Annotated in this window: 17 protein-coding genes and 1 tRNA gene; 3 read left to right on the top strand and 15 right to left on the bottom strand. The window is 56.4% G+C overall.

The window, feature by feature from the left end; all coding sequences use genetic code 11:
• Positions 1-65 precede the first annotated feature (65 nt).
• Positions 66-2,021, bottom strand: coding sequence for a glycoside hydrolase family 15 protein (locus KF784_10670; protein ID MBX3119519.1), 1,956 nt, complete (start codon positions 2,019-2,021; stop codon positions 66-68).
• 149 nt (positions 2,022-2,170) lie between these two features.
• Between KF784_10670 and KF784_10665 the strand changes: the two genes are divergently transcribed.
• On the top strand, positions 2,171-4,945 hold the full coding sequence (locus tag KF784_10665; protein MBX3119518.1) for a hypothetical protein: 2,775 nt from the start codon (positions 2,171-2,173) through the stop codon (positions 4,943-4,945).
• Between the two features lie 110 nt (positions 4,946-5,055).
• Here the strand turns inward: KF784_10665 and KF784_10660 are convergent.
• Positions 5,056-5,142: transfer RNA gene (locus KF784_10660), tRNA-Leu, on the bottom strand.
• 233 nt (positions 5,143-5,375) lie between these two features.
• Positions 5,376-6,119, bottom strand: a complete 744-nt coding sequence (locus tag KF784_10655) for an SDR family oxidoreductase (protein ID MBX3119517.1) — start codon at positions 6,117-6,119, stop codon at positions 5,376-5,378.
• Between the two features lie 93 nt (positions 6,120-6,212).
• On the opposite strand from KF784_10655, the gene KF784_10650 reads away from it, so the two are divergent.
• Complete coding sequence (locus KF784_10650) at positions 6,213-7,937, top strand: hypothetical protein (protein MBX3119516.1); 1,725 nt, start codon at positions 6,213-6,215, stop codon at positions 7,935-7,937.
• A 129-nt stretch (positions 7,938-8,066) separates the two neighbouring features.
• On the opposite strand, the gene KF784_10645 is transcribed toward KF784_10650, so the two are convergent.
• From KF784_10645 to KF784_10590, 12 genes are all read right to left on the bottom strand, one after another.
• Positions 8,067-8,873, bottom strand: a complete 807-nt coding sequence (locus KF784_10645) for a prepilin-type N-terminal cleavage/methylation domain-containing protein (GenBank protein ID MBX3119515.1) — start codon at positions 8,871-8,873, stop codon at positions 8,067-8,069.
• A gap of 173 nt (positions 8,874-9,046) precedes the next feature.
• On the bottom strand, positions 9,047-9,994 hold the full coding sequence (gene ispH, locus KF784_10640; protein MBX3119514.1) for a 4-hydroxy-3-methylbut-2-enyl diphosphate reductase: 948 nt from the start codon (positions 9,992-9,994) through the stop codon (positions 9,047-9,049).
• 23 nt (positions 9,995-10,017) lie between these two features.
• On the bottom strand, positions 10,018-11,070 hold the full coding sequence (lepB, locus tag KF784_10635) for a signal peptidase I (GenBank protein ID MBX3119513.1): 1,053 nt from the start codon (positions 11,068-11,070) through the stop codon (positions 10,018-10,020).
• A 6-nt stretch (positions 11,071-11,076) separates the two neighbouring features.
• Positions 11,077-11,430: a 50S ribosomal protein L19 gene (rplS, locus tag KF784_10630; GenBank protein MBX3119512.1), complete on the bottom strand. Its 354-nt coding sequence runs from the start codon at positions 11,428-11,430 to the stop codon at positions 11,077-11,079.
• A gap of 23 nt (positions 11,431-11,453) precedes the next feature.
• On the bottom strand, positions 11,454-12,197 hold the full coding sequence (trmD, locus tag KF784_10625; GenBank protein MBX3119511.1) for a tRNA (guanosine(37)-N1)-methyltransferase TrmD: 744 nt from the start codon (positions 12,195-12,197) through the stop codon (positions 11,454-11,456).
• A 360-nt stretch (positions 12,198-12,557) separates the two neighbouring features.
• Positions 12,558-13,808, bottom strand: a complete 1,251-nt coding sequence (locus KF784_10620; GenBank protein MBX3119510.1) for a DUF4097 family beta strand repeat protein — start codon at positions 13,806-13,808, stop codon at positions 12,558-12,560.
• Positions 13,805-14,212 (bottom strand): DUF2089 domain-containing protein, encoded by a 408-nt coding sequence (locus tag KF784_10615; GenBank protein MBX3119509.1) that lies wholly within the window; start codon positions 14,210-14,212, stop codon positions 13,805-13,807. Before KF784_10615 ends, KF784_10620 begins: the two co-directional genes overlap by 4 nt.
• Before the next feature lie 264 nt (positions 14,213-14,476).
• Positions 14,477-14,872, bottom strand: coding sequence for a hypothetical protein (locus KF784_10610; GenBank protein MBX3119508.1), 396 nt, complete (start codon positions 14,870-14,872; stop codon positions 14,477-14,479).
• Between the two features lie 132 nt (positions 14,873-15,004).
• The gene (locus KF784_10605) at positions 15,005-15,490 is read right to left on the bottom strand and encodes a hypothetical protein (GenBank protein ID MBX3119507.1); all 486 of its coding nucleotides are present in this window, start codon (positions 15,488-15,490) and stop codon (positions 15,005-15,007) included.
• 142 nt (positions 15,491-15,632) lie between these two features.
• Positions 15,633-17,639, bottom strand: coding sequence for a Zn-dependent oligopeptidase (locus KF784_10600; protein MBX3119506.1), 2,007 nt, complete (start codon positions 17,637-17,639; stop codon positions 15,633-15,635).
• A 233-nt stretch (positions 17,640-17,872) separates the two neighbouring features.
• Complete coding sequence (locus KF784_10595) at positions 17,873-18,235, bottom strand: endonuclease domain-containing protein (protein ID MBX3119505.1); 363 nt, start codon at positions 18,233-18,235, stop codon at positions 17,873-17,875.
• A 438-nt stretch (positions 18,236-18,673) separates the two neighbouring features.
• A complete protein-coding gene (locus KF784_10590; GenBank protein ID MBX3119504.1) occupies positions 18,674-20,335 on the bottom strand; it encodes a hypothetical protein in 1,662 nt (553 codons plus the stop codon).
• Positions 20,336-20,956: 621 nt separating this feature from the next.
• Between KF784_10590 and KF784_10585 the strand changes: the two genes are divergently transcribed.
• Complete coding sequence (locus tag KF784_10585) at positions 20,957-22,468, top strand: hypothetical protein (protein ID MBX3119503.1); 1,512 nt, start codon at positions 20,957-20,959, stop codon at positions 22,466-22,468.
• Positions 22,469-22,662: the final 194 nt, after the last annotated feature.

Raw genomic sequence — 22,662 nt, 5'->3', positions numbered from 1 at the left:
GAACGACTGATCTTCCGACCTGACCGTTGCCGTGACGACCACAACCCATTCCCAAAGGACGAGGCCTAATCAAGCCCCCTCATCCTCCCGGCCAACTCCACCGCCGTCTTCACCACTTCCGCATGCGACCATGTCAGCGGGCTCACGCTCATAGGCTCGCCCGAAAACGGGTGAAGCTGCTCCGCAAGCACCCCAGAGCCTTCCGCCCGATCCAGCGCCCACCGAAGCAACTCTTCAGGGCGTTGCAAGTCATCCACAGTCTGCGCCATCGCAATGAGCGACTGTGCTAACCACATCGTGCAGATAATCCAGGGATTTCCGGGCACATCATGACTGACTCGGTGATAGTAGTCATCTTGGTACCGTGCCATCCCCCCAATCGTCGTCGAGACCCAAAGCGCCCCATCACAAACCGCTAAGTTAGACACAACCATCGGATCGTCCGCAGGCAGCACACCCAACAGAAGAACCTGCATCGAGGATGAATCGATAATCAGGTCCGGTTCGTAAGACCCGTCAGCCTTAACGATCAGCCTCCGATAGAAGCAGCCTCGCGAATCATCCCACATGTGCTTCTTCAGGGCTGCAAGCAGCTCCACAGCGGCTTGGGAGTAACTGTGTGCCCTTACGTTGTCTCCAAGCTGCAAAGCAAGCTCAGAGGCTTTACGAAAGGCAACAATCACGGTCGAAACCGTGTAGATATGGATGCCCCGGCGTTCTTCCCACAAATCCCAGCTTGGCTTCGGTAAGCCGTTCGCATCGCGGAAGGCCAAGATATGATCGGTTGCCGGCTTGACGAAGCTCTCCCAACTGTGAGAGATCGCTTCCGGCGAGCAGTGCTTGTTGAGGAAATTGCACAACTCAAACACCGTAAGCGCAGTTTCGTCTTGCTGGTGCCCAACCTCAGGCGCACCTTCTTGCATCCAAGCGTGCCAGCCAGGGCCAACCGTACCATCCGCCCAGTACTTCTGCAAAAAGTAGGGTCGATGAGGGGTGATGAGCTTCTCACTGAACTGGAAATACTTGTCGGCAAGTTCGGGATACCCAGCCTGAATAAGAACCGACGCGACAAAAGCGCCATCCCGAGGCCAAACGTTGCTGTAGTTGACCTGGTTGCCGCCCGACATGATATCGGAGTCATTCGCTGCAAGAATGCCTCCCCCGTTGTCGATCTGCGTTCGCAAGATAAGCAGCCCCTGACGAACCGACGCGCAGAGATCGTCCGGCAATCCCAGAAGGTGCGGATCGCTTTGTGCGAGGTAATCCCGCCAGTGCTTCCGGGTCTCCTCAAAGACCTCATCAAAGCCATAGCCGACCAGCTTTGCACTCGCCTCTGCAGCATCGTCAATCGAACTCCCTACAACGATCCAGGCGTGTGCGACGGCATCGCCATTCGCCGGGACTTTGAATTTGAGGCTGTAAGTAGAATCGGTGCATCCGTAAGTCATCGGATTCCAGCCAAGGCTCCCGTCGCGCGCATCCTCGGAACTGCCCTGAAAGTTTGAGAACCCCCGATGCGCGGTCGTGTACTCAAACAGCCCACCTTCCGAAGTTCGTCCGCTCAAGGCTAATACCGTCTCACGTTTGTAGTGCACCATCGCATCGGCGAAGGGGTTGAAAAACGCAGTATCGCCAGCGTCGGATTCGTTCAACCGAAAGTCGCTGTTAATGAACAGGCGGACATCGCGCTCACTCCCACTAAGATCGTGAATAGCAAACCGCCGCAGATACCAAGGCTCAAACGGATGAACCGCTTCCGTGATCTCAACCTTAAGCTTTAGCCCATGATGAACAAACTCCGATTGCCCAACCAAGGAGCCCGGTTCATATCCAAGGGTCCGCTGCCAGCCATCCTCATCTATCCATCCAAATGCGCCATCAGCCCAAACTCCGACCCGACAAGCATGTCCGTTGATATGGTTGTAGAGCCCAACATGGGGCCAGTAAAGGTCGCGCATGCAATAGCGATGGTCATGACAAATTAGGAGGCTGCCATTTCCAAAAACAAGGGGACGGGGCATGGCTCTATTGTGGACGAGAGGAGAGTATGGGCTATCAGAGAGCGGTCAAGTTGTCTTGAACTCACTTACAAATCATTACCACGCAACTTGCCAACAACATACCAACGACTTGAGAATGAACCCACTCAGGTATACCCATCTCTGAAATCATGATTGCCGTCTTTGTTTCTCTCGTCGTGGGAATCCAGGGCCTTACCGTGGCCCAGCCGTGGGCTTTGGGCTTTGCCGCTCCGCCCCGAATGCCGTTTGTTGGGGATGTGGACGCCGATGGCTTCGCCGATCTCATTGTCGTCTACCCTCCAGGAGACGCCATTATCGACGTTTCCCTGACCGTTGACGGGCAGAAGGCAGGCAGGCCGTTTCAGGGTCTGACGCAATGGGGCAAAGACTGCCAGGCTGCCGCTGTTGGCGAGTTCGACGCGAAGAAGGGGGCCGACGTGGTCGGCATCTTCGACGGCCAGATGCTTCGGCTGGCAGGGGAGTTTGAGAAGGGCAAATTCAAGGATACGACGGAATGGGTGAAGCTCCCAAAGAAGCTGGAGGCTCCCGCGCTGGCCTCGCTGAACGACGGCGGTGAACTGATCGCCTTCTCGACGAAGTCGGGCGAGGGCTTCCGCGTCTCCACAAAGACGAAGACGACGACGGCATGCTCGGTTCCGAAGGGAGTCGTGTGGATCGGCGACGGAGGCTCGCTGCTGGCGGCGCAGGACGCCAAAGGGAGCGTTTGGGCGATGGACCGCGAGACGCTGAAGCTGGGGCAGAAGCTGGGAGAGAACGAGCCGGGCTCCCGTCCGGCAGCCGCCCGAAACGGGATGCTCGCGTTCCGCGATCGGCTGATGATCGACGCTCGGGAGATGAAGATCGCCGACGATCTGCCGCCCGCGAACAAGGTCTATGGCTTTGAGGATATGGACGGGAACGGCTCGCCGGACCTCGTCGAGTTTCGCTACGGCAAAGAGCATCACACTGGGCACCAGGTTTTGGTGCGGCGGTCCATCGTAGACGGCGACCCCGACCCTGACCGCGACGGCCTGACCAACGCTGAGGAGGCCGAGCACAAGTCAGACCCCCACAACCCGGACACCGACGGCGACGGGCTTTTGGACGGCTGGGAGGTCAAAGGCTTTCGCGGGCTCGACCTGCCGAAGATGGGTTGCAGCCCCACGCATACCGACCTGATCTGCCTCGTGTCGCGGTTTGAGAAGGTCGACCAGAAGAAGTTCGACAGCGAACTGGCCAAGGTGGTCAAGTTCTACGCCGAGCTGAACACCCCCAACCCCGACGGCAAGACCGGATTCAACTTTCATCACATCATCCTCGACCCGATCAAAGGGGAAGACGAGAAGAACTCTTGGCAGCGCAACCGCGACAAGTTTCTGCCGAGCAAGTGGCGTGGGCTAGTGCACTGGATGCAGGTGGGACCGGGGGGTGGCGGGCAGGCTGACCAGCTGGGTGACGGCGGAGGATGCGGCGAGAACGCGATGTGGGCGGTCTTCATCCACGAGTTTGGACACCAGATCGGGATGGACCACAACGGCTTTTGGAATAACGGCCTGTGCCCCACCTACACGAGTCTGATGAGCTACGCCTACAGCTACGGCTTTGAAGACGACTACAACAAGATTCACTACAGCGACGGTCGGCTGGCGAACTACGTATTGCGCGAAACAAATCTCGACGAGACGATCCCTCTGCCTTACGACAAGGTGAAGTTCTTAGAAAAGGGGCCGTATCGCTTCCGGCTGAAGCCGAACGGCGAGACGACGCTGATCGACTGGAACTGGAACGGGGTGTTCGGGGAGAAGAACGTCCGCGCCGATATCAACTACTCCTACTCGACCAACGCAGGCCGCCGCGACAACTTGGGCAAGATGATGACCTCGCCATGGCTGATGGTTCACCAGGATCGCGCCTTTGTGCTTTATGGGCAGCACGAGCATCCCATCGACAAGAAGACCGACCCGACGATCAGCCCGGAGAAGCCGGGCAAGCTCCTGCTTCGTCGGCTGCAGAAGCCGTTCAAGTGGGACGAGCCCTGGACCATCGAACCGAAAGGGCTGACCGGCGACCCGGTCGGCGCGAGTTTCGGCGGGAAGCTGTGGCTTTTCTATGAGACCGAGCAGGGCGTTGTCCGACGGTCTTTGACGGTTGGGGCCAAGGAGCCTGAGCTGGGCGAAGCGGAGGTGATTGACGCCGAGAAGACGCGTGTGCCGACAGTGGGCGTCCACGACGGTCGCCTTTATCTTTTCCTGTGGAATCCGGCGGATGGCTCGGTGGACTATAAGGTGATGGATTCGCGTGGGAAATGGGTTCTTGAGGCCGGTCTTGGCATCGAGAGCACGAATCCGGTCGGGCTCTGCACGGATACAGTAACGGGCGAGGCGGTGCTTGGTCTGGCGCAGAACCAGGACAAGGATCGCAGCGAGCGCTGGCAGATTCGCCGATTCCGCACGGGCAAGAACGGCGGGCTGCTGCAGAGCGGGTATGAGTGGGTCGAGGGTCCGAAAGGTGGCTCGCGGGGATCAGGCCGGATCACCGTCCTCTTCGAGCACACCAAAGACACCGGACCCGACGGGCGTATCTACTTCTACTGTCGCGGGCTGACCAGCGAGAAGTCGCCGTGGGCATGCACCTATGTGGCCCACCAGATCGCCGACAAGTCGGTTCGCGGTGGCTGGATGGTGAAGCGGTATTACGACGAATGGACGCAGTCGCGCTCGGCTCCGGCGGCGGCTTGGTTCAATGGGGATGTGATCTGGGCGTATCGGTGGGTTGACGGCGGTCAGGGGGATGGCGACAACATTCTGCACGTGGGCTATGAGGGGCTGGGGATTCAGGATGAGCCGATGGGAGATCACGACGACCTGACGTTCTTCCGCACGTTTGGGATCAGGAATTCGATTCTGTATCTGAATCGGGGATGATTGCAGATTGCAGATAGCTGATAGCTGATAGCTGATCACGGAGCACGCCACGGAAAATCGCGAATGAATTCGCGCACTCCCAAAAAGGGGATTTGCTCTTGGAGAAAATCTGGTGCCCAGGAAAGGACTCGAACCTTCACTCCCTTGCGAGAACTAGTACCTGAAACTAGCGCGTCTACCAATTTCGCCACCTGGGCGGGTGGAGCGAAATTATACCGATTCCGAACTTGGGAAGTTGGATTTCGGACTGAAGATTGGGGATTTTGGGCGTTGAGGCGTGAGGTTGGGCGCGGGGCGTGGGGAGCGACGGCACATTCGGACGGGTCCTATAAGACATATAAGACCGATAAGACCTATAGGCCTCCAGCCCGAACGCCCGAACGCCCGAAAGCCGGAACACCGGAACACCGGAACGCCCAACGCCCAACACCTAGTGAAAATAACTCGCGCCGTTGATGTCGATCACTTCGCCGCTCAAATAGGCCGCCTCTTCCGACAGCAAGAACGCCGCCACCGCGCCACAGTCTGCAGGACTCGCCATCCGCCCAACGGGGATGGTCTCCAAAATCTCCGGCAGCTTTTCCGTCATGCCTTCTCGGGCCATCGCCGTATCCACCCAGCCAGGAGCAATTCCGTAGAGCTGGATGTTCTTGTCGGCAAGCTCAACGGCAAGGCTGCGTGTCAAGTTGATCAAGGCCGCTTTCGACGCCGCATAAACCGCTGCGCCACCCTCACCCTTAAACCCAACACGACTGCACACGTTCAAAATCTTGCCCCCGCCATTCTTCACGTAGTACTTCGCCGCAGATCGCGTCAAGAGCATCGGGGCCTCGAAGTTAATCGCAAACGTCTTGTGCCATGTCGCCTTAAAGGCTGCATCGCCCGCCGTCACGAAGTTTTGGGGGAGGTAAACCCCAGCGTTATTCACAAGGGCGTGGATCGGACCATCCGCAAGAGCTTCGTCAAACAGCTTGCTTGATGCCGAAGAATCGGCGAGATCGGCTTGATACATGCCTGAAAACTGCGCGCCAAGCTCATTCTTGGTCGCCTCCGCATCACGCCCCTGATTCACATAATGGATGGCAACGTTCCATCCCGCTTGGGCAAGCCGAATAGCAATCGCCCTTCCTATCCCCCGGGATGCTCCCGTGACCAAAGCCCTCTTTGCGCTCATTCGACCAGTTTACTTGTGAACTAGCCTTCCGCTTCTTCGTCATTCGCGATAAAGTAGGCGTAGACTGAACGTCTGATCGAAAAGGACTCAACGATGAACCTTGGAAAAAAGTACGTATCTGCACTTCTCGCAACGCTCGCTCTCGCTCTTGGCGTGTTCGCGCTGGCGCAAACCAATTCAAAACCAAAGCCGACCGGTTCGGTTGTCCTGTTTTTGAGCACCGATTGCCCCATCGCCCAAAGGTATGCGCCGAGGATCAACGCCCTTTATGAAACCTACGTTCCAAAAGGGATCGAGTTCAAAGCGTATTTCCCGAACGAGATGGAAACAACAAACCGTTGCCAAACTTTCTTGTCCGAGCGCGAATGCGAAGTCCCGTTTGAACTGGACCTCGGTGGTGCAAGAGCAAAGGCCGAAGGAGTGACAACCGTCCCGACAATCATCATCTTCGATGCCAAAGGGAAAAAGGTTTATCAGGGAGCTATCGACGACAGCAAAGACCCTACCCTGGTCAAGAACCACTATGCGAAAGACACGCTCGCTGCCTTGGCGGCAGGGAAGTCACCCAAGTACCGCAAGACCGACGTCGTTGGTTGCCTGCTCATGGCTGGCGAGGAAGTGCCAACTGCCGAGTCCGTGAACTACGCTGAGCACATCGCTCCAATCATCAACAAGCACTGTATGGAGTGCCACCGACCAAACGAGGTCGCTCCGTTTTCTTTGGTGGGCTACGAGAATGTCCGAAAGTGGTCGCCTATGCTCGTCGCCACAACTCAGTCCAAGCGGATGCCACCTTGGAAGCCGGTCGAGGGGATTGGTGAGTTTCATGACGAGAACCGTTTAAGTGAGAAGCAGATCGAAACCATCAAGCGCTGGCATGAAGCCGGTGCGCCGCGAGGCGATGCAAAGAAGGAGCCCAAAACTCCCGAATTCGCAAGCAATTGGACACTCGGTGAGCCCGACCTTATCGTCTCCAGCAAAGCGCCCTATCGCGTTGAAGCCGACGGCGCTGACGAGTATCGACACTTCGTCATCAAGACCAACTTCACAGAAACCAAATGGGTGAAGGCGATGGACGTGCGCCCGGGCAATAAGACTGTTGTGCACCACGTTATCGCATTCCTTGACAACACAGGTCAATCCGCAAAAAACGAAGCCAAGACAACTGATGGAAAAGAAGGATACGCTGGGTTCGGCGGAGTCGGATTCTTGCCCAGCGGCGCGCTCGGCGGTTGGGCACCTGGGCTGCGTCCGCAGTTCACCCCAGACGGCACCGCATTTGAGCTAAAACCGGGTACGACCATCGTGCTCCAAGTCCACTACCATCGAACAGGAAAGGTAGAGATGGACCAAACCAAGCTCGGCCTCTACTTCGCCAAGGAGAAGATCACCAGCAAAATGCAGCTTGGTTGGCTCATGAACTTTGGCCTGAGGCTGCCCGCCGGCGAAAAGAGTATTCCTGTCGACAAGTCCTTCTCCTTGCCTGGCGATGTGACGCTGCACGGGTTGATGCCTCACATGCACCTGCTAGGCAGATCAATGAAGGCAACGGCTATTTATCCCGATGGAACCAAAGAGCCTTTGATCTTCATCAACGACTGGGACTTCAACTGGCAGATGTCGTATCTGCTCAAGCAACCCAAGAAGTTGCCGAAAGGAACCAGACTCTTGGTTGAAGCCGTTTACGACAACTCAGCCAGCAACCCCCGAAACCCCAACGACCCTCCCAAAGAGGTCCGATGGGGCGAGGAAACCACCGACGAAATGTTCTTGCTGATCGCGGCGTACACGGTCGATGGCGAGAAGATAGGGAAGTAGCTGGTGATCGTAAGGATTGTAAAGGAGTAAGGAACGGTGAGGGAGGTCGGTATTTCAGATGAAATACCGACCTCCCTCTTTACAATCCTTACAATCCTTACAATCCTTACAATCCTTACGATCCTTACCTCACTGAATCCCCCCACCGTTCCAGTACTGATCCAGGTTCGAGGCTGGACCTCGTAGCGACTTCAGCGGCGTCGCCTTCACGTGAGAATCCGCCCAAACGACGTTGACCACATCCCGATTGTATCGGGGCCACAGCTGCCCAAATGCCGCTGCGTGAGGCCAAACACCGGTCCATCGCGTCGGCGGCTCAATTCGCGAATATCCAATCGTTGAGGTGATCGTGCCACCGCCCGGACGCGCCTTGTCCTTCATCGTGGCTTCGCCATAGAGAACGGTGTCGGCGGTTGACTGGATCTCGCTCAGATTCTTGCCCACATAGTAGAACGGAGTCGGATTGCTTCCGTTCGGATCAGGCGTATTGATCTGTGTTGTGAAGTAGCGATAGTTGTAGCCGTAGCTTGGATTCGCCCCCATGATGTAATAGTGCAGCTCGTTCTGAGGGTCAAATCGCCCGCGCCCCTGAGAGTCCTGAAGCACCGGATCTTCATCGCGGTCGTTGGGGCAAAGGAAGATCGCCTCATTCTTGGTGTACGGGAGAAGCAACACGGGCCAGTAGTAAAAGCCCTGCGTGCTCGGAATCGAGAGGTTCGTCGCGTCGTAGTAGTACAGCGTAGGCGAGGTGTCGTCATAGTCGCCCACATACAGGATCGACGCCGTGCCGACCTGGCGCATATTGCTAATGCTTGCCGTCTTCTTCGCCGCGTTCTTGGCTTGTGCAAAAACAGGGAAGAGGATCGCAGCGAGAATCGCGATGATGGCGATGACGACGAGAAGTTCGATGAGAGTGAAGGCAGTGCGTCGTTTCATGACTGCATACGGTTTTGTTCCGTATTTGCACGAGCAGTTTTGCAAATATGATGATCGGAGCCGCAAGCTGACGAACGCACCCGATGTTCGTCATATCCGTCAAGCTGAAATTACGATGAGATAGTCTGTCCTAGGTACGCAGACCATCAGATTCAGCAACCCTGCAAGCAGAACTATCTCGACTGAGCGAGCTGGATCAAGTCGCGATGAGGCATAAAATGCACGTCTTCCGCAACCGATTCAATCACTTCCACCGGCACTTCCGGACGGTCGCGCAGCAGCTCCCCGATAATGCTTTCGACAAGGTGCTCAGGGGTCGATGCTCCGCTGGTAAGCCCAACAATCCTGTAGTTCGTTCGCCATTCGGGACGCACGTCCTCCGGCGACATGATCAGGTGAGCCTCCGCCCCAAGCGCCTCCCCAACCTCGCGCAATCGGTTGGAGTTGGAGGATGTCTTTGACCCGACTACGAGAAGAAGATCGCAGGCATCCGCCATCTGCTTGACCGCCGATTGCCGATTGGTGGTCGCGTAACAGATGTCCTCCTTCTTTGGGGTCTCGATACGCGGGAATCGCCTTCGCAGAACGACCATTGTCTCTTGTACTTCCTCGACACTGAGGGTGGTCTGAGTCAGGATCGCAAGCTTCTCCCAATCGTTGGGAATCTCAACCTTTTCGGCGTCTTCTGGGTTTTCCACCAAGACCATTCGCCCGGGCGCCTCGCCCATCGTGCCCTCGGCCTCCACGTGCCCAGCATGACCGATATAGATCATGTAATAGCCCTTGCGAGCGTAGTGTTTGGCTTCGTTGTGGACTTTCGTTACGAGCGGGCAAGTGGCGTCAATGACGCGTAGGTTGCGCTCTTCGGCGGTCTGACGAACCTGAGGAGAGACGCCGTGGGCGGAGAAGACTACCGGCATGCCTTCGGGTATTTCGTTCACGTCTTCGACGAAGACAACCCCACGCTGCTCAAAGCTCTGCACAACCCACTCGTTGTGGACGATGGCATGGCGCACATAAAGCGGCGGGCCATAGGCCTTGAGAGCTAAGTCGACGACTTCGATCGCATAGGCCACACCGGCACAAAAGCCTCGTGGCGCAGCGAGAAGGATTTTCTCCACGCCTTTATTGTAACTCGTGGGAGCTAATTCGACGGGGACGGCCCACCGAGTCCGGGTCCAGAAGCGGGCGGATCAAGCGGGATGCTGGGCGTACGCTGCCAGTTCCATTCAGTGCCCTGACCCTCGTGCCCTCTTTCGCTCTTCATTCTTCGCGCAGGCCACCAGATCACCTCTGCGCGCCCGACGATGTCCTCTCGCGGCACCAGTCCCCAAGCACGACCGTCGAACGACCTCTGGCGATTGTCGCCCATCATAAGGAAGTAGCCTTTAGGGATTGCCGCGGGCTCTGAATTTCTCAATTCGTCCTCAAGCTCTTGCTGCTCGGGCGAAAGTTTGTCAAAAGTCGTGATCCAGCTATTTTGCCAGGGAGCCGGGCTGCTCTCCTCAGGGAGTCCACCAACCGCAAACTCCTGTGCGATTCCATCAAGGAACCAGTTGTAATACTGATCTCGGAACTGGACTGGAATGTAGCGTCCTTTCCACGTCGTGTAGCTGCCGTTGTATTTGACAAGCTTGAAATCGAGCTGATTGATACCGTTTCGGAAAGGCTCGTCTACGGGCTGCCCGTTGCGAAACAAGACGCCGTTTCGAATTTCGACGACGTCTCCGGCAACACCGACACATCGCTTAATAAAGTCGACCTTGGGCTGTCCATCTTCATCAATCTGATCGGCGGTGCAGGCGTAAGTCGGAGGCTTGAAGACCACGATATCCCCCGGCTTGGGATCGGAGTACCGATACACCGCCTTATTGATGACTAGGAAGTCGTCAATAAGCAGCGTACTGACCATGGACTCCGAAGGAATGCGGAATGTCTGGACTCCAAACGGTCGCACAAGCAGGAAAACAAAGACGCCCGCGTAAATGATCGCATCGAGCATCTCATTCGCAAACCGAGCGACTCCATAGCCCAGGCCACGCTGATGAGCCGGGGTCTTCATCAGCACCGGATAAACCGCGATGCGGATGATCGTACAGATGACGACGAAGATAACGACCTTGCTCAGAGGGGTACGCGCAAGCGTATCGATAAGATCGGCGAACTTATTTGGTTGTGCTTGCGCAAAAGGTAGCACGGCAGTTTATGAACGTCGCTCTCGAATTCGGGCGCGCTTTCCAACGCGATCGCGGATGTAGAACAGTTTGGCTCGGCGGACGATACCGTGTCGCAGAACCTCAAACTTGGCTACCAGCGGGGAGTGAATCTGGAAGGTTCGCTCGACTCCGACTCCGTTGCTGATTTTGCGAAGGGTGACCGATTCGCCAATGCCGCCGTTCTTGCAAGCAATCACGAGGCCTTCATAAACCTGGATTCGCTCTTTGCCGCCCTCACGGACTTTGACGTGGGCGCGCACCGTATCGCCCGGCCGCATCTTAGGCAGATCGGCCTTCATACTCTCTTCAACAACACTCTTTAAAATTGCGCCCTTCGACATGGGGATAATCTCCGTAGGTTCGCTCAGTCACGATCAGCTTCCCGACGAGCGTTGAAGGATAGCATATCCACATCTTTCTTATCCAGACGGGCCCGGCAAAATAGGTCCGGCCGCCTGTCTCTTGTCAGCTTCAATGCCTGCTCACGCTTGAACCGCTCAATCGCGGCGTGATCTCCAGACCGTAAAACGTCTGGAACCGCCATTCCGTTCCACTCGGCGGGCTTTGTGTATTGGGGGGCGCTGAGCAGTCCATCGGAGTGGCTGTCGATCGTAAGACTGTCGCTGTCACCCAGCACGCCCGGAAGCAATCTTGTGATCGCATCCGCCATCACAAGCGCCGGCAATTCTCCGCCTGTAAGCACAAAGTCGCCAATGGAGAATACATGCGTGGCGTACTTTTGCCGGATGCGGTCGTCGATCCCCTCGTAATGTCCACAAAGGAAGATCACCTGCTCTTTCTGGCTTAGCTCGACCGCATGCTTTTGCTGAAAAGTCTCCCCGGTGGGGTCGGTCATGACGATAGCCGCGCTTGGTCCAGGCTGCAGGCTCTCAATGGCCCGGCTTACGGGCTCTGGCATCATTAGCATCCCAGGCCCTCCCCCGAACGGCTTATCGTCCACCGTGCGGTGCTTGTCCTCGGTGAAATCCCTCGGATTGGCTGCGCCAAAGCCGACCTTGCCCGCGTCAACAGCTCGCCTGAGAATGCTGTGCCCAACGGCGTCCAGCACCATCTCAGGGAAGAGCGTCACAAAGTCAATGCGCAGCATGTGCGAGAAGGATACTTTTTTTGGGCGTTGGGCGTTGGGCGTTGGGCGTTGGGCTGTGCTAAGCCTATCTTGCCTTACCCTTACAATCCTTACAATCCTTACAATCCTTACAATCCTTACAATCCTTACAATCCTTACAATCTTTACAATCCTAACCACCCTTACAACTGCGAGCAGTCGAACCCCCTCCTTGTTTCGACGAAGGAGAAATGGGGAGGGGGTAGGGGGTGGGGTAGCGCACTCCGCAAAGCGTTTTTCGACAATGCAGAAACGGGGCACAGAAACACCGCCAAAGATAAAAAATAGGACCTGCCGGACAACAAGTCCGGCAGGTCCTATCCAATTTCTGCAAAGAAGCGGCTACACAGCCGAATGCAGTCTCAACGCCAAGCTCACGTCGCCGTTGACCGCGCTGACATCAAGCGTTCCTGCCCCTTCACCGATTTTGCCGGTCAAGTGCGTCTCCGTCTTCGCCTCATCTTCGAGCTCGATTGACGAGTGCACATGCCCACGCAGAGTAGAAAGGGAGACTCGGCAGTCCGATCCATCCGGCACTGCAATGCTTGCATTTCCGTTGACATTCCTCACATTCAGCGAGCCCGTAATCGGCTCAACCAAGTCGATCGAGACATTGCCCGAAACCGACTCCACCGAGACCGACTTTCCAGCGCACTCTTTCAGCGCCACGTCGCCGCTCGCACTGCGAGCCCGGACCATCCCCTTCACATCATAAAGGGTGATGTCGCCACTCGTGCTCTCGATAGTCATCATCGTCGTTGACGAGTTATCGATGCGCAGATCGCCGCTCTGGCAGGTGACATCCACCGGACCGTTCAGACCCTTTAGGAACGTGTCGCCCGACTGAGTATTGATCCGGCAGCCCTTGCCCGTGTTCTCGACTCTGACATCGCCCGAGCCGGTGTGTATCTCCACCGCGCACTTGCCCTCAATAGAAAGCTCGAGATCGACGCTCGTACCCGCCATATCAGGCTGGCGAATGAGCACTTCGTGGTCGCTCTCCTCAATGATGAGCGTATAGCCGTCGGCCTTCATCCGAGCGTCCATATCGTCGCTTCCCCGAACCTTAGCCGTAGCCTTGGCGTAGCCACTCGAAGCTCCCCCGACGACCTTGATATTGCCTACGGGGTTTTCGATTCGCAGAGTCTTCTCCTCACTGACGATAAGAGGAAGCTCCACAACCTTCGTTTCGCTCGATGCCCACGCGCTAAAGCTGAAATTGCCCGTCTTAATCTGCTCGAAGGAGGACTTCAGCCCTTCGAAACCCTTGTTCGTGCCTTCCCGCACCTGATCGGCGACCTTCTTCCAATCGACGGACTCGCGAACCTGCTTTTCGAGGCCTTCCACAATATCCACAAAACCTCTGAAAGGGTCCTTCGATTTCCCCTGGGTCGAGTCTTCCGGGGGCGGAGGAGGGGTTTGAGGACCGCTCTTCTCCCCGGACTGTCCCGTGGTCTCCTCGCTGTGCGAGTTTCCCTCGGAAGTCTCCTCCTGAGACTCCTTCGAGAATGCATCTATAAGTTCCGCTGCGTCCTCGGGGCTCAATTTGCCCTCTTTGACCAGATTCATAATCCTTCGAATCTCTTCCTTCATGCCTTAACACCTTCTTTGATCTTCCGCTTAGCCTCATCAGCCGAGATCTTCCCGGCCTCCAAATCATCGAGGATCTTCCTCTTCCGCTCCTCCAGCTTCTCCTTGGTCTTTGTATCATCTTTAATCGGCTTCAGGTCAAGCGCCTGCAGCAAGGCGTCCAGACGAGCCCGTACCGTGGGATAGCTAACGCCCAACTCTTTCTCCATGGAGCTGAGCATCCCACGGCACCGAAGAAAAGTCTCCAGAAAATGGGCTTGGTCAGGGTCAAGTTGCGCATATGGCGGAATGGCGAATCTGCCTCGAATCGTAACGCCGCTCTCTTCACAGGCCAGCTCTGAAACATAGAGCGGCTTGCCCGAGATCGGATCGCGATGAGGCAACGTGTGCTGCGAATCTTTGCTCATCACACATACTATCGCAGAAAAGACACAGCAGGTTTCAAGTTTTCTTAAAAAAATGGGTCAAAAATTTAGAAAATATAAAAAATGAACCGCGTTGAACTCAGAATATCGACATTTCAAGAAGTTTCAGGGCCTTACAGATAGGGCAGAGGACACTCATCCGCCAGTTTTTGAAGATGGACCGGGATAAAAGGAAGCGAGCGACCCGGGTGACTCGGATCGCTCGCGGAAGGGTTGGGTGTGAAATCGGTTTATCGCCGACCACTCTTAGCAACGGACGAGCTTGTAGTACTTCTTGCCATTCTTCATGACAGTCTTGCGCTCGTAGCGTTTGCCTTTGTAGGTAAATCGCTCGCGGCTATAGAGCGCGGCTCGCTCGCGCTGGAGCTTGCTCTGACTCTTGCGGTCATGCTCGTAGCGGCTCGCCGCATACAGTGCACCCACGGTACCCAAGGTTGTGAGTGTGCCGTTCTTCTCGGACAAGCCGATCAGGGCGACAATTCCAGAGCCGATAGCGATGTTTCGCCATTCGTTCTTTGTCTTTTGGCGGTGCGCCACCGAATCTCTCTTGCTGCTCTGAGCATCGGCCATCGATGTCGTGAGCATAGGTGCGCTAAGCGCGGCTGCTAAGAGCCAAGGTGCTGCTATAGATCGAATCTTCATAGGAATCTCCTTTCTTTTTTGCCGCCGCCCGTCCCGACACATTTGCCAAGGACCTGCACATGTTAGACGGCGATAAGATCGGAAGGGTCCATCGCATTCGGGACATTCGGCCCTCAATTGCCCATTTTGAACCTAAGACTCATCACCCGAAGGCCGTTGGAATGGGTCTTCGATGGTGGCGCCCGGGAAACATCGCTTCATGTAATCCAACCAACGATCTTCGCGACAGGCCGCACAAACGTAGCAGTTGTCGCATTGCAAGATTTCAAAGAGCGCCTTAGGATGCTGCGGCTCAACATCGGGAGTCCAGAGCACCGGCCTGTCTTCAATCTTTGGGTAGACGGGAAGGAAGTTCGGGTCGGGTGCCTCCGCAAGTCGAAACGCCGAAAACACAGCGAACTGATACTGGACCGACACCTCGCTCATCGCCCGCACAAGGTCAAACGTAGGAGCGGAAAACTCCCGCTCGGCAAGCCAAGTCTGATCGGGGGTGTGGGCAACGACGTCCGTTACCAACCATTCAAAACGATCCTCCGTGGGGTCGACCGCAAGAAGGATGTCTTGCATGAAACCAATAAAATGCCCCTTGCGATACCAGTCAATAAAGAGTCTTGGCATATCAAGCGAGTCCCGCAAACTTCAACGTCTTGCGTCTCTGAAATCTCACCGGAAGGGTAAGGATCGTAAGGAGGTAAGGCGTAAGGGATAAGCGGCAAGGTCAACCGCCTAACCCCAACACCCAACCGCCAACGCCCCGAACCTATCCCCCTCCGAGCCCAAGATGCTTCAAGAACGCATCCATCTTCGGATCACGGCCCAGATAATCCCGCAGCATCTCCATCTCGTCCATCGTGCCGCCCCGCGCCAAAACCTTGTCGCGGTAGTAGGCCCCCGCCTTCGGGTCCAGGACGCCCAGCTCGTCAAACCGCTGGAACATATCCTGCGCATAGACCAGCGACCACATATAGCCGTAGTACGCGCCCTGATATCCGGTCAGGTGTCCGAATGCAGCCTGGAAGAACGTCCCTGGCACGTTCTTGTAGAGCGTGAACTTCTCATAAACTTCGCCTGCGACCTTGGTCGTGTCCACGTTCCCACCGGGAGCGGTGTGGAACGCATAGTCCATGTTGCCGAGGAAGAGCTGGCCTTCGGTCTCGATGCCGCTGCCGAGCGTTCGCGCGGCCTTCATGCTGGCGATCAGGCTATCTGGAATGACCTCGTCGGTCTTGTAATGCTTGGCAAAGGTCTTCAACGCCTCGGGACGCCACACCCAGTTCTCAAACATCTGCGAGGGCGCTTCAACGAAATCTCGCGCGACCGCCGTGCCCGCAAACCGAGCATAGTTGGCGGTGGTGAACAGGTTGTGCAAACCGTGTCCGAACTCGTGGAAGAAAGTCTCCACTTCGTCGTGTGGAAGCAGGGAAGGCTTCTCGGCTGTGCCCTTGGTGAAGTTGCAGACCAAAGCCGCAAGCGGGGGAACGACCGTGCCATCCGCCAGCACCCGACGGGCCTGCAGACCCCAGCACGCCGCATGGTTGTACTTGTTGTCGCGGGGGTAGAGGTCGGTGTAGAGCCGTCCCAGCAGCTTGCCGGAAGCCTTGTCGTAGAACTCGTACAGCTTCACGTCCTCGTGCCAGATCGGCAGACCCAGCTCCTTGGCCTTGCTGGTCACATCCCGCATCTCCACGCCGTAGAGGCTCTGGATGATGCCGAACAGGCCCTCCATCACGCGCTCCATCGGGAAGTATTCGCTCACTTTCTGGCTGTCCACCGCATACTTGGTGCGCATCAGATAGTTCTTGGTGAACGAGTAGTCCCACGGCATGAACTTGGCATCCGAGTCCTTGGTGAACTCCTTCTTGGCGGCCTCAAACTCGGCAAAGTCGGCAAGAGCCTTCTTGCGGACCACCGGAAGCAGATCGTCGTAAAACTTCTTGATCGTCTCCGAGTTCTTCGCCATGCGGACTTCGACTTCGTAATCGACCGTGTTCTTGTAGCCCAGCAGCGTGGCCTGCTCCCATCGAAGCTTCAGCAGCTTCTCCAGAACCTGCACGTTCTTGACCGCGCGGCGGCGATAGAGCCACTGCGTCTTTTGGCGTGTGGCCTCTACTTCGCAATAGTCCATGATCGCGCCGTAGGTGGGGCCGTCCATGCCCAGCAGATAAACGTCGCCGTTCTTCGGCTTGCCCGCCAAGGCTTCCGGCGGAACGCCCTTCAGCTCTGCCGAGGTGAGGGGAAGGCGGGTGGCATCTTCGGCGATATTGGTGTCGAATTCGATGCTCAGCTTGGTCAGCTCGATCTCAATCTCTTTCAGCCGGTCGCGCTTCTCTTTGGAGAGGTCCATGCCGGAGCGTCGATAGTCGCGCAGCGTGAAATCCATCAGTCGCTGCTGCACGGGGTCGAGCTTGGGCTTCTTGTCGGCAACCGACTTGAGAACCTTGTACAGCGCCTCGTTCTTGCCAAGATCGATGTACCAGTTCTGGATGGCCTCGTCGGCGGCGCGGGAGTTCTCGCGCTCCTTGGCGTCGGTGCTCACAAACTGCATGAACGCGGTGAGGCTGGTCTCGGTGTCCATCTTGGCGGTGATGCGGTCGAGCTCGGCGACGGTGTTTTCAAACGTCCGCTGTCCGGCAGGCAGGGCGACGATCTTGGCGACAGCCGCGCTGGCGTCCTTGAGTGACTTGGCGACGTTCGCCGGGACTTCCTGGGCGAACGCCCCCGCCGCGACGATCGCCGAAAGGACGAGGAGAAGGATTCGGGCTTTCATAGGTGTGCCTATAAGTATGTGCGATCCGAGCGGGAAGGTTCCGAGGGATTTGGGAGTGCGCGAATTTATTCGCGCTTTGAGTCAGGGCGATTCATCGCCGCTGGATCGACACTGTCCTCAATGTCTTTATGGACTTGATCCTGTTTGTGGTGCAGGCATCCCTGCCTGCACTCTAAATGAAGGTATCGACACGCGAGGTCTGAGGTTAGGGACAATGTGAGCGCCCTGGAGAATCAATAGCGGAATCCTTGGCGAGACTCACATATCTCAAGAATTCTGGCGACAACGGACTCGACATCGGAAAGAACGTCGTTGTTGGTGAAGCGCATCACATAGATGTTCTCAGCTTCCAAGTACTTAGTTCGCTCTTCATCATATTCCTTCAGATCGCTATGTCCAGAACCATCAAGCTCGATGGCAACCCTGGCTGACGCGCAGTAGAAATCCAAGATGTAGTAGCCGACCGGTTGTTGCCTACGAAAGCGAAATCCGATCTCCTTCCTGCGCAGATTTCTCCATAATGCACGCTCAGCGTCGGTCATGCCCTCGCGGTTTTGACGGGCATATTCACGGAGCTGCTTGGACTTCTCTGGCACTAAAGTTCATTCGTTGTCTCCCCCTGACAGTCCTGCTGCAGGCTTTAACGCACTACACAGTTTGGCGCACAACTCTGCTTGATTAGTTACAGGATTTGGCGCACACGCCTCAGACTGGCGCACATCAGTATCCAGTTCTCTGTCCGGGCGCAACGCGCCCGGACAGAGAACTCCGGGAATTCCCTCTCCCTTGATGGGAGAGGGGCAGGGGAGAGGGTGACGATTAGCGCAGATTTGCGGTGAGCAGAAGTCTCTGCTGAGGGTCGCAGAGCTATGTATCTAATGGCCGGTCCCCCGGTCCAACAGACCCCTGCCATCCAATCACCCCCACCCCGTTCGCTTCGCTCACGGACCTCCCCCATCAAGGGGGAGGAGAGTCGGATGTTTGTTCTCGGCGAGCTTGCTCGCCGAGAACAAACCCGGACCTGGAGAGCCAGCCTACATTCTAAACACGCCGAACCGTGGCTCTTCCACCGGAGCATTCTGCGCCGCTTCAATCCCAAGCCCGATCACTCGTCGAGTATCCACCGGATCGATAATCCCATCATCCCAAAGCCTCGCCGTGGAGTAGTAGCAGGACGACTCATCGGTGTACTTCTCCAAAGTCGGAGCCTTAAAGGCTTCTTGTTCCTCTAAAGACATTAGAGATTCGGGCGCGGGAGCCGGGGCTCCAGGGTTCGCCTTGCGATAAGCGGCGGCAAGCTGATCGAGTTTCACAGTCAGCAGAACGTTTGCCGCCTGCTCGCCGCCCATGACCGAAATCCGTGCATTGGGCCACATCCAAAGCTGCCGAGGCTGGAATGCCCGCCCGCACATGCCATAGTTGCCCGCGCCGTAGCTTCCGCCTACGATCACCGTGAACTTGGGCACATTCGCAGTCGAGACCGCCGTCACCAGCTTCGCGCCGTTCTTGGCAATGCCTTCGTTCTCGTATTTCTTGCCGACCATGAAGCCCGTGATGTTCTGCACAAAGACCAGCGGAATGCCGCGCTGGCAGCATAGCTCGATGAAGTGGGTGCCCTTCAAAGACGACTCGGAAAAGAGGATGCCGTCATTGGCGATGACGCCCGCAAGCTGACCATAGAACCGGGCAAACCCGCAGATTAGGGTGGTGCCGTAGTTCGCCTTGAACTCTTGGAAGCGCGAGCCGTCGACGATGCGGGCCAGCACTTCGCGCATGTTCATGGGGTGCTTGGTGTCGGTGGGGATGAGGGAGTAGAGGTCGTCTACGTTATGTACGGGGTCTTCCGGTGCATAGGACGTATATGTCTTATTGGTCCTATTGGACTTACTTAAGCCCCCAAGATTCTCCACGATATTCCGCACGATCTCCAGCGCATGTCCGTCGTCCTCGGCAAGGTGGTCCACCACGCCGGAAATCCGCGTGTGCACATCCGCGCCGCCAAGCTCTTCCGCCGTCACATCTTCGCCGGTGGCGGCTTTTACCAAAGGAGGCCCGCCCAAAAAGATCGTGCCCTGCTTCTTTACGATGATCGACTCGTCGCTCATCGCCGGCACGTAAGCCCCGCCAGCGGTGCAAGAGCCCATCACCGAGGCAATCTGGGCTATCCCCCGCGACGACATCTGCGCTTGGTTGTAAAAAATGCGTCCAAAGTGGTCGCGATCGGGGAAGACCTCCGATTGGAGGGGAAGAAACGCCCCGCCCGAATCCACCAGATAGATGCAGGGAAGGCAGTTCTCTAGGGCGATCTCCTGCGCACGCAGGTGCTTTTTGACCGTGATAGGGAAGTAGGTGCCGCCTTTGACGGTGGCGTCGTTCGCCACGACCACGCACTCCCGCCCGTGCACGCGCACAATCCCCGTCACCACACCCGCGCAGGGCGCATCTCCGTCGTACATGCCGTAGGCAGCAAGCGTGCTGAACTCCAGGAACGGCGCACCGGGGTCGGAAAGCGCCTCAATCCTCTCTCTCGCCAGCATCTTTCCGCGAGCTTTGTGCTTGGCGATCAGGGCTTCGCCTCCGCCCATCATCGCTTGGGCCGTCTTCTGCCGATACTCCGCCATGATGGCGTCCATCGCGGCTCGGTTGCCCTTGTGCTCGTCGTCGTTGAAGTTCACCTGCGAAGGGAGGATTTCCATGCTTGATGGATGATACTCGGCAGGGTGGCTTTGAGGCTTGGGAGAGGTTGTCTCCACCTTATGGGAGTGCGCGAATTTATTCGCGCTTTCCTGCGTTGACGTATCGCCGAATGATGGACATCGGCCTCAAATTCTAAGAAGGCAATCCCGGTTGTCGTGCAGGCATCTTGCCTGTACCCTTCATCCCTCCTACCGCCTGCGGTGGAGGGTCCAACTTTGCGTACTTTGCCCCTTTGCGACCTATGCGTGAAATCCGTAGAGCCAGATCTACATCCCTCCTACCGCTTGCGGTGGAGGGTCTAACTTTGCGCACTCTGCCCCTTTGCGACCTCTGCGTGAAATCCGGGAGCAGAGCTACATCCCTCCTACCGCTTGCGGTGGAGGGTCTCACGTCGCGGACCTTGCCTGAAATCCGATCACCCCAATTGTGCCAAGACAATAGCCCTATAGTTCGCGATTGTTACAAGCCCGATACGCCGATTGTTCCGGGGCTTTCGGGCACATTCGACCAATCAATAAGGGCATTTGGCAAAATTGCCGCAAACTAAGTTGCGGGGGAACTCAACTTAGCTTAGATGGAGTACTCCCGTATTGAGGTTAGTAGGTCCCAAGGAGAATGCAATGAGGAAGAGCTGGCAATATCTTGCGATGGCAACCGTGGTCTGCGGTGTGGCGATAAGCACCGTGCAGGCATTTCAATCGGATTGCAACGATTCACGAATCACAAGAAGCTTCAGGGATGAGAAGCTGGGTGACGTTTTGGCTTGGATGAGCTTGGGCAAATATAGCTTTGTCTGTGCCGATCAATACTATCAAGACAGAAAGGTCTCTCTCACTCTGCGTGGAGCTACGATCGACGAGGCGATGGAAGCGATTGCCGCTCAAACCAACGGCAAATGGGTGCAAAACGACAGCATCTTTACGCTTTATCCCGATACCGTACAGGGCTTTATCGTGCCGACGCCCCCAACGAATAACGGCATCGGTGCCGTGTTCCAGCCCTTCATGCCCGAAAGTGACATGGGCCAAAGCAGCGACGCTCACTTCATTTTCTCAACGAAGCAAGGCGTCGAATCCAGCGGTTTTAGTGTACGTGTCGATCCGCAAGCGCTGGGTTCAGGCAAGTTTGAAATGCTGGCTCCGATTGATGCGAAATTCGACGGCCGCGAGATCATGTTCCGACTGCCAGCGCTGCGCGAGATCGCAGGATCCGATTTCTCGTGGTCGCACCAAGAGCCCAAGCCTTTCGAGTTCGATTTCCTAAGCACATCCCCCATCCCCGAGTACAAACTGCTCGGTGATCGGATGCAAGATTCCGACCTGCAAAAGCAACTCAAGAGCGCCCTTGAGCAGCTTGAAAAGACGATCTCGGAGATCTCAAAGAACAGAGATTCCAAGATGAGCCCGGAGCAATCCGCCAATCTGCAAAAGAAGCTCACGGAGATTCAGGCTCAGCTACGACAGATCATGTCGCAGCGCGGCAACTTCAAGTTCGACTCCGACGCTTTCCGAATGAAGATGGACAGCGCCGATGTCAAGCGAATGATGGAGCTGCACACGAAGGGTCTGGATAAGATGAAGTTCGACTTCCCGCATGGTCAGGGTTTCAAGATGTCGCCCGATCAGAAGAAAGAGGTCGAGAAAGCCATGCAAGAGGCTGAGAAAGCCCGAGGCGAGGCCTTCAAGAAACTTGCCGAAACCAAGATGAAGTTGGACTCCGACGTCATGAAGAAACGCATGGAAGAGGTCATGAAACTTCAAGACATCAAGCTCGATCCCATGCACAAGCTTGAAATGGAAAAGGCTCTAAAGCAGGCCGAGAAAGCCCGAGGCGAGGCCTTCAAACTCCACGAGACCATGAAGGAAAAAATGGGATCGGAAGAGATGAAAAAGGCAATGGAGAAGATGAAGGACACCAAGGTCTCCTGGAACGGCAAGGACCCGATTGAGTTCGAAAAGCTTCTCAAGAGCCTCACGCCCAAGCAAAAGGAATTGATGAAGAGCCGAGGACACCTCACACCCGAAGACCTCACTCCTCAGCAGCGTGAGCTGTTAGGCAAGCTGCCCGATGGCAAGTACACGCTCAGCTTCTCGAAAGACGGTCAGACTTTCACGATCAAGGGCGGCAAATAAGAGGTCCAACTCCTGACAAGACAAAACCTCATCAACCCTAACATGGCCCGGGCAACGACCCGGGCCATTTTGGATTTGCGATTTTGGATTTCGGATTTTGGATTTACGAATCAAGGATCACAGATTACGGATCACGGATCACGGATCACGGATCACGTCACTGCTCACAATTGAGGATCGCATTCTCAAAATTG

This window comes from Fimbriimonadaceae bacterium (genome assembly GCA_019638775.1).
GTDB lineage: Bacteria > Armatimonadota > Fimbriimonadia > Fimbriimonadales > Fimbriimonadaceae > JAHBTD01.
Note: the sequence above shows the minus strand (reverse complement) of the source record. Positions and strands in the feature narration are given on the sequence as shown.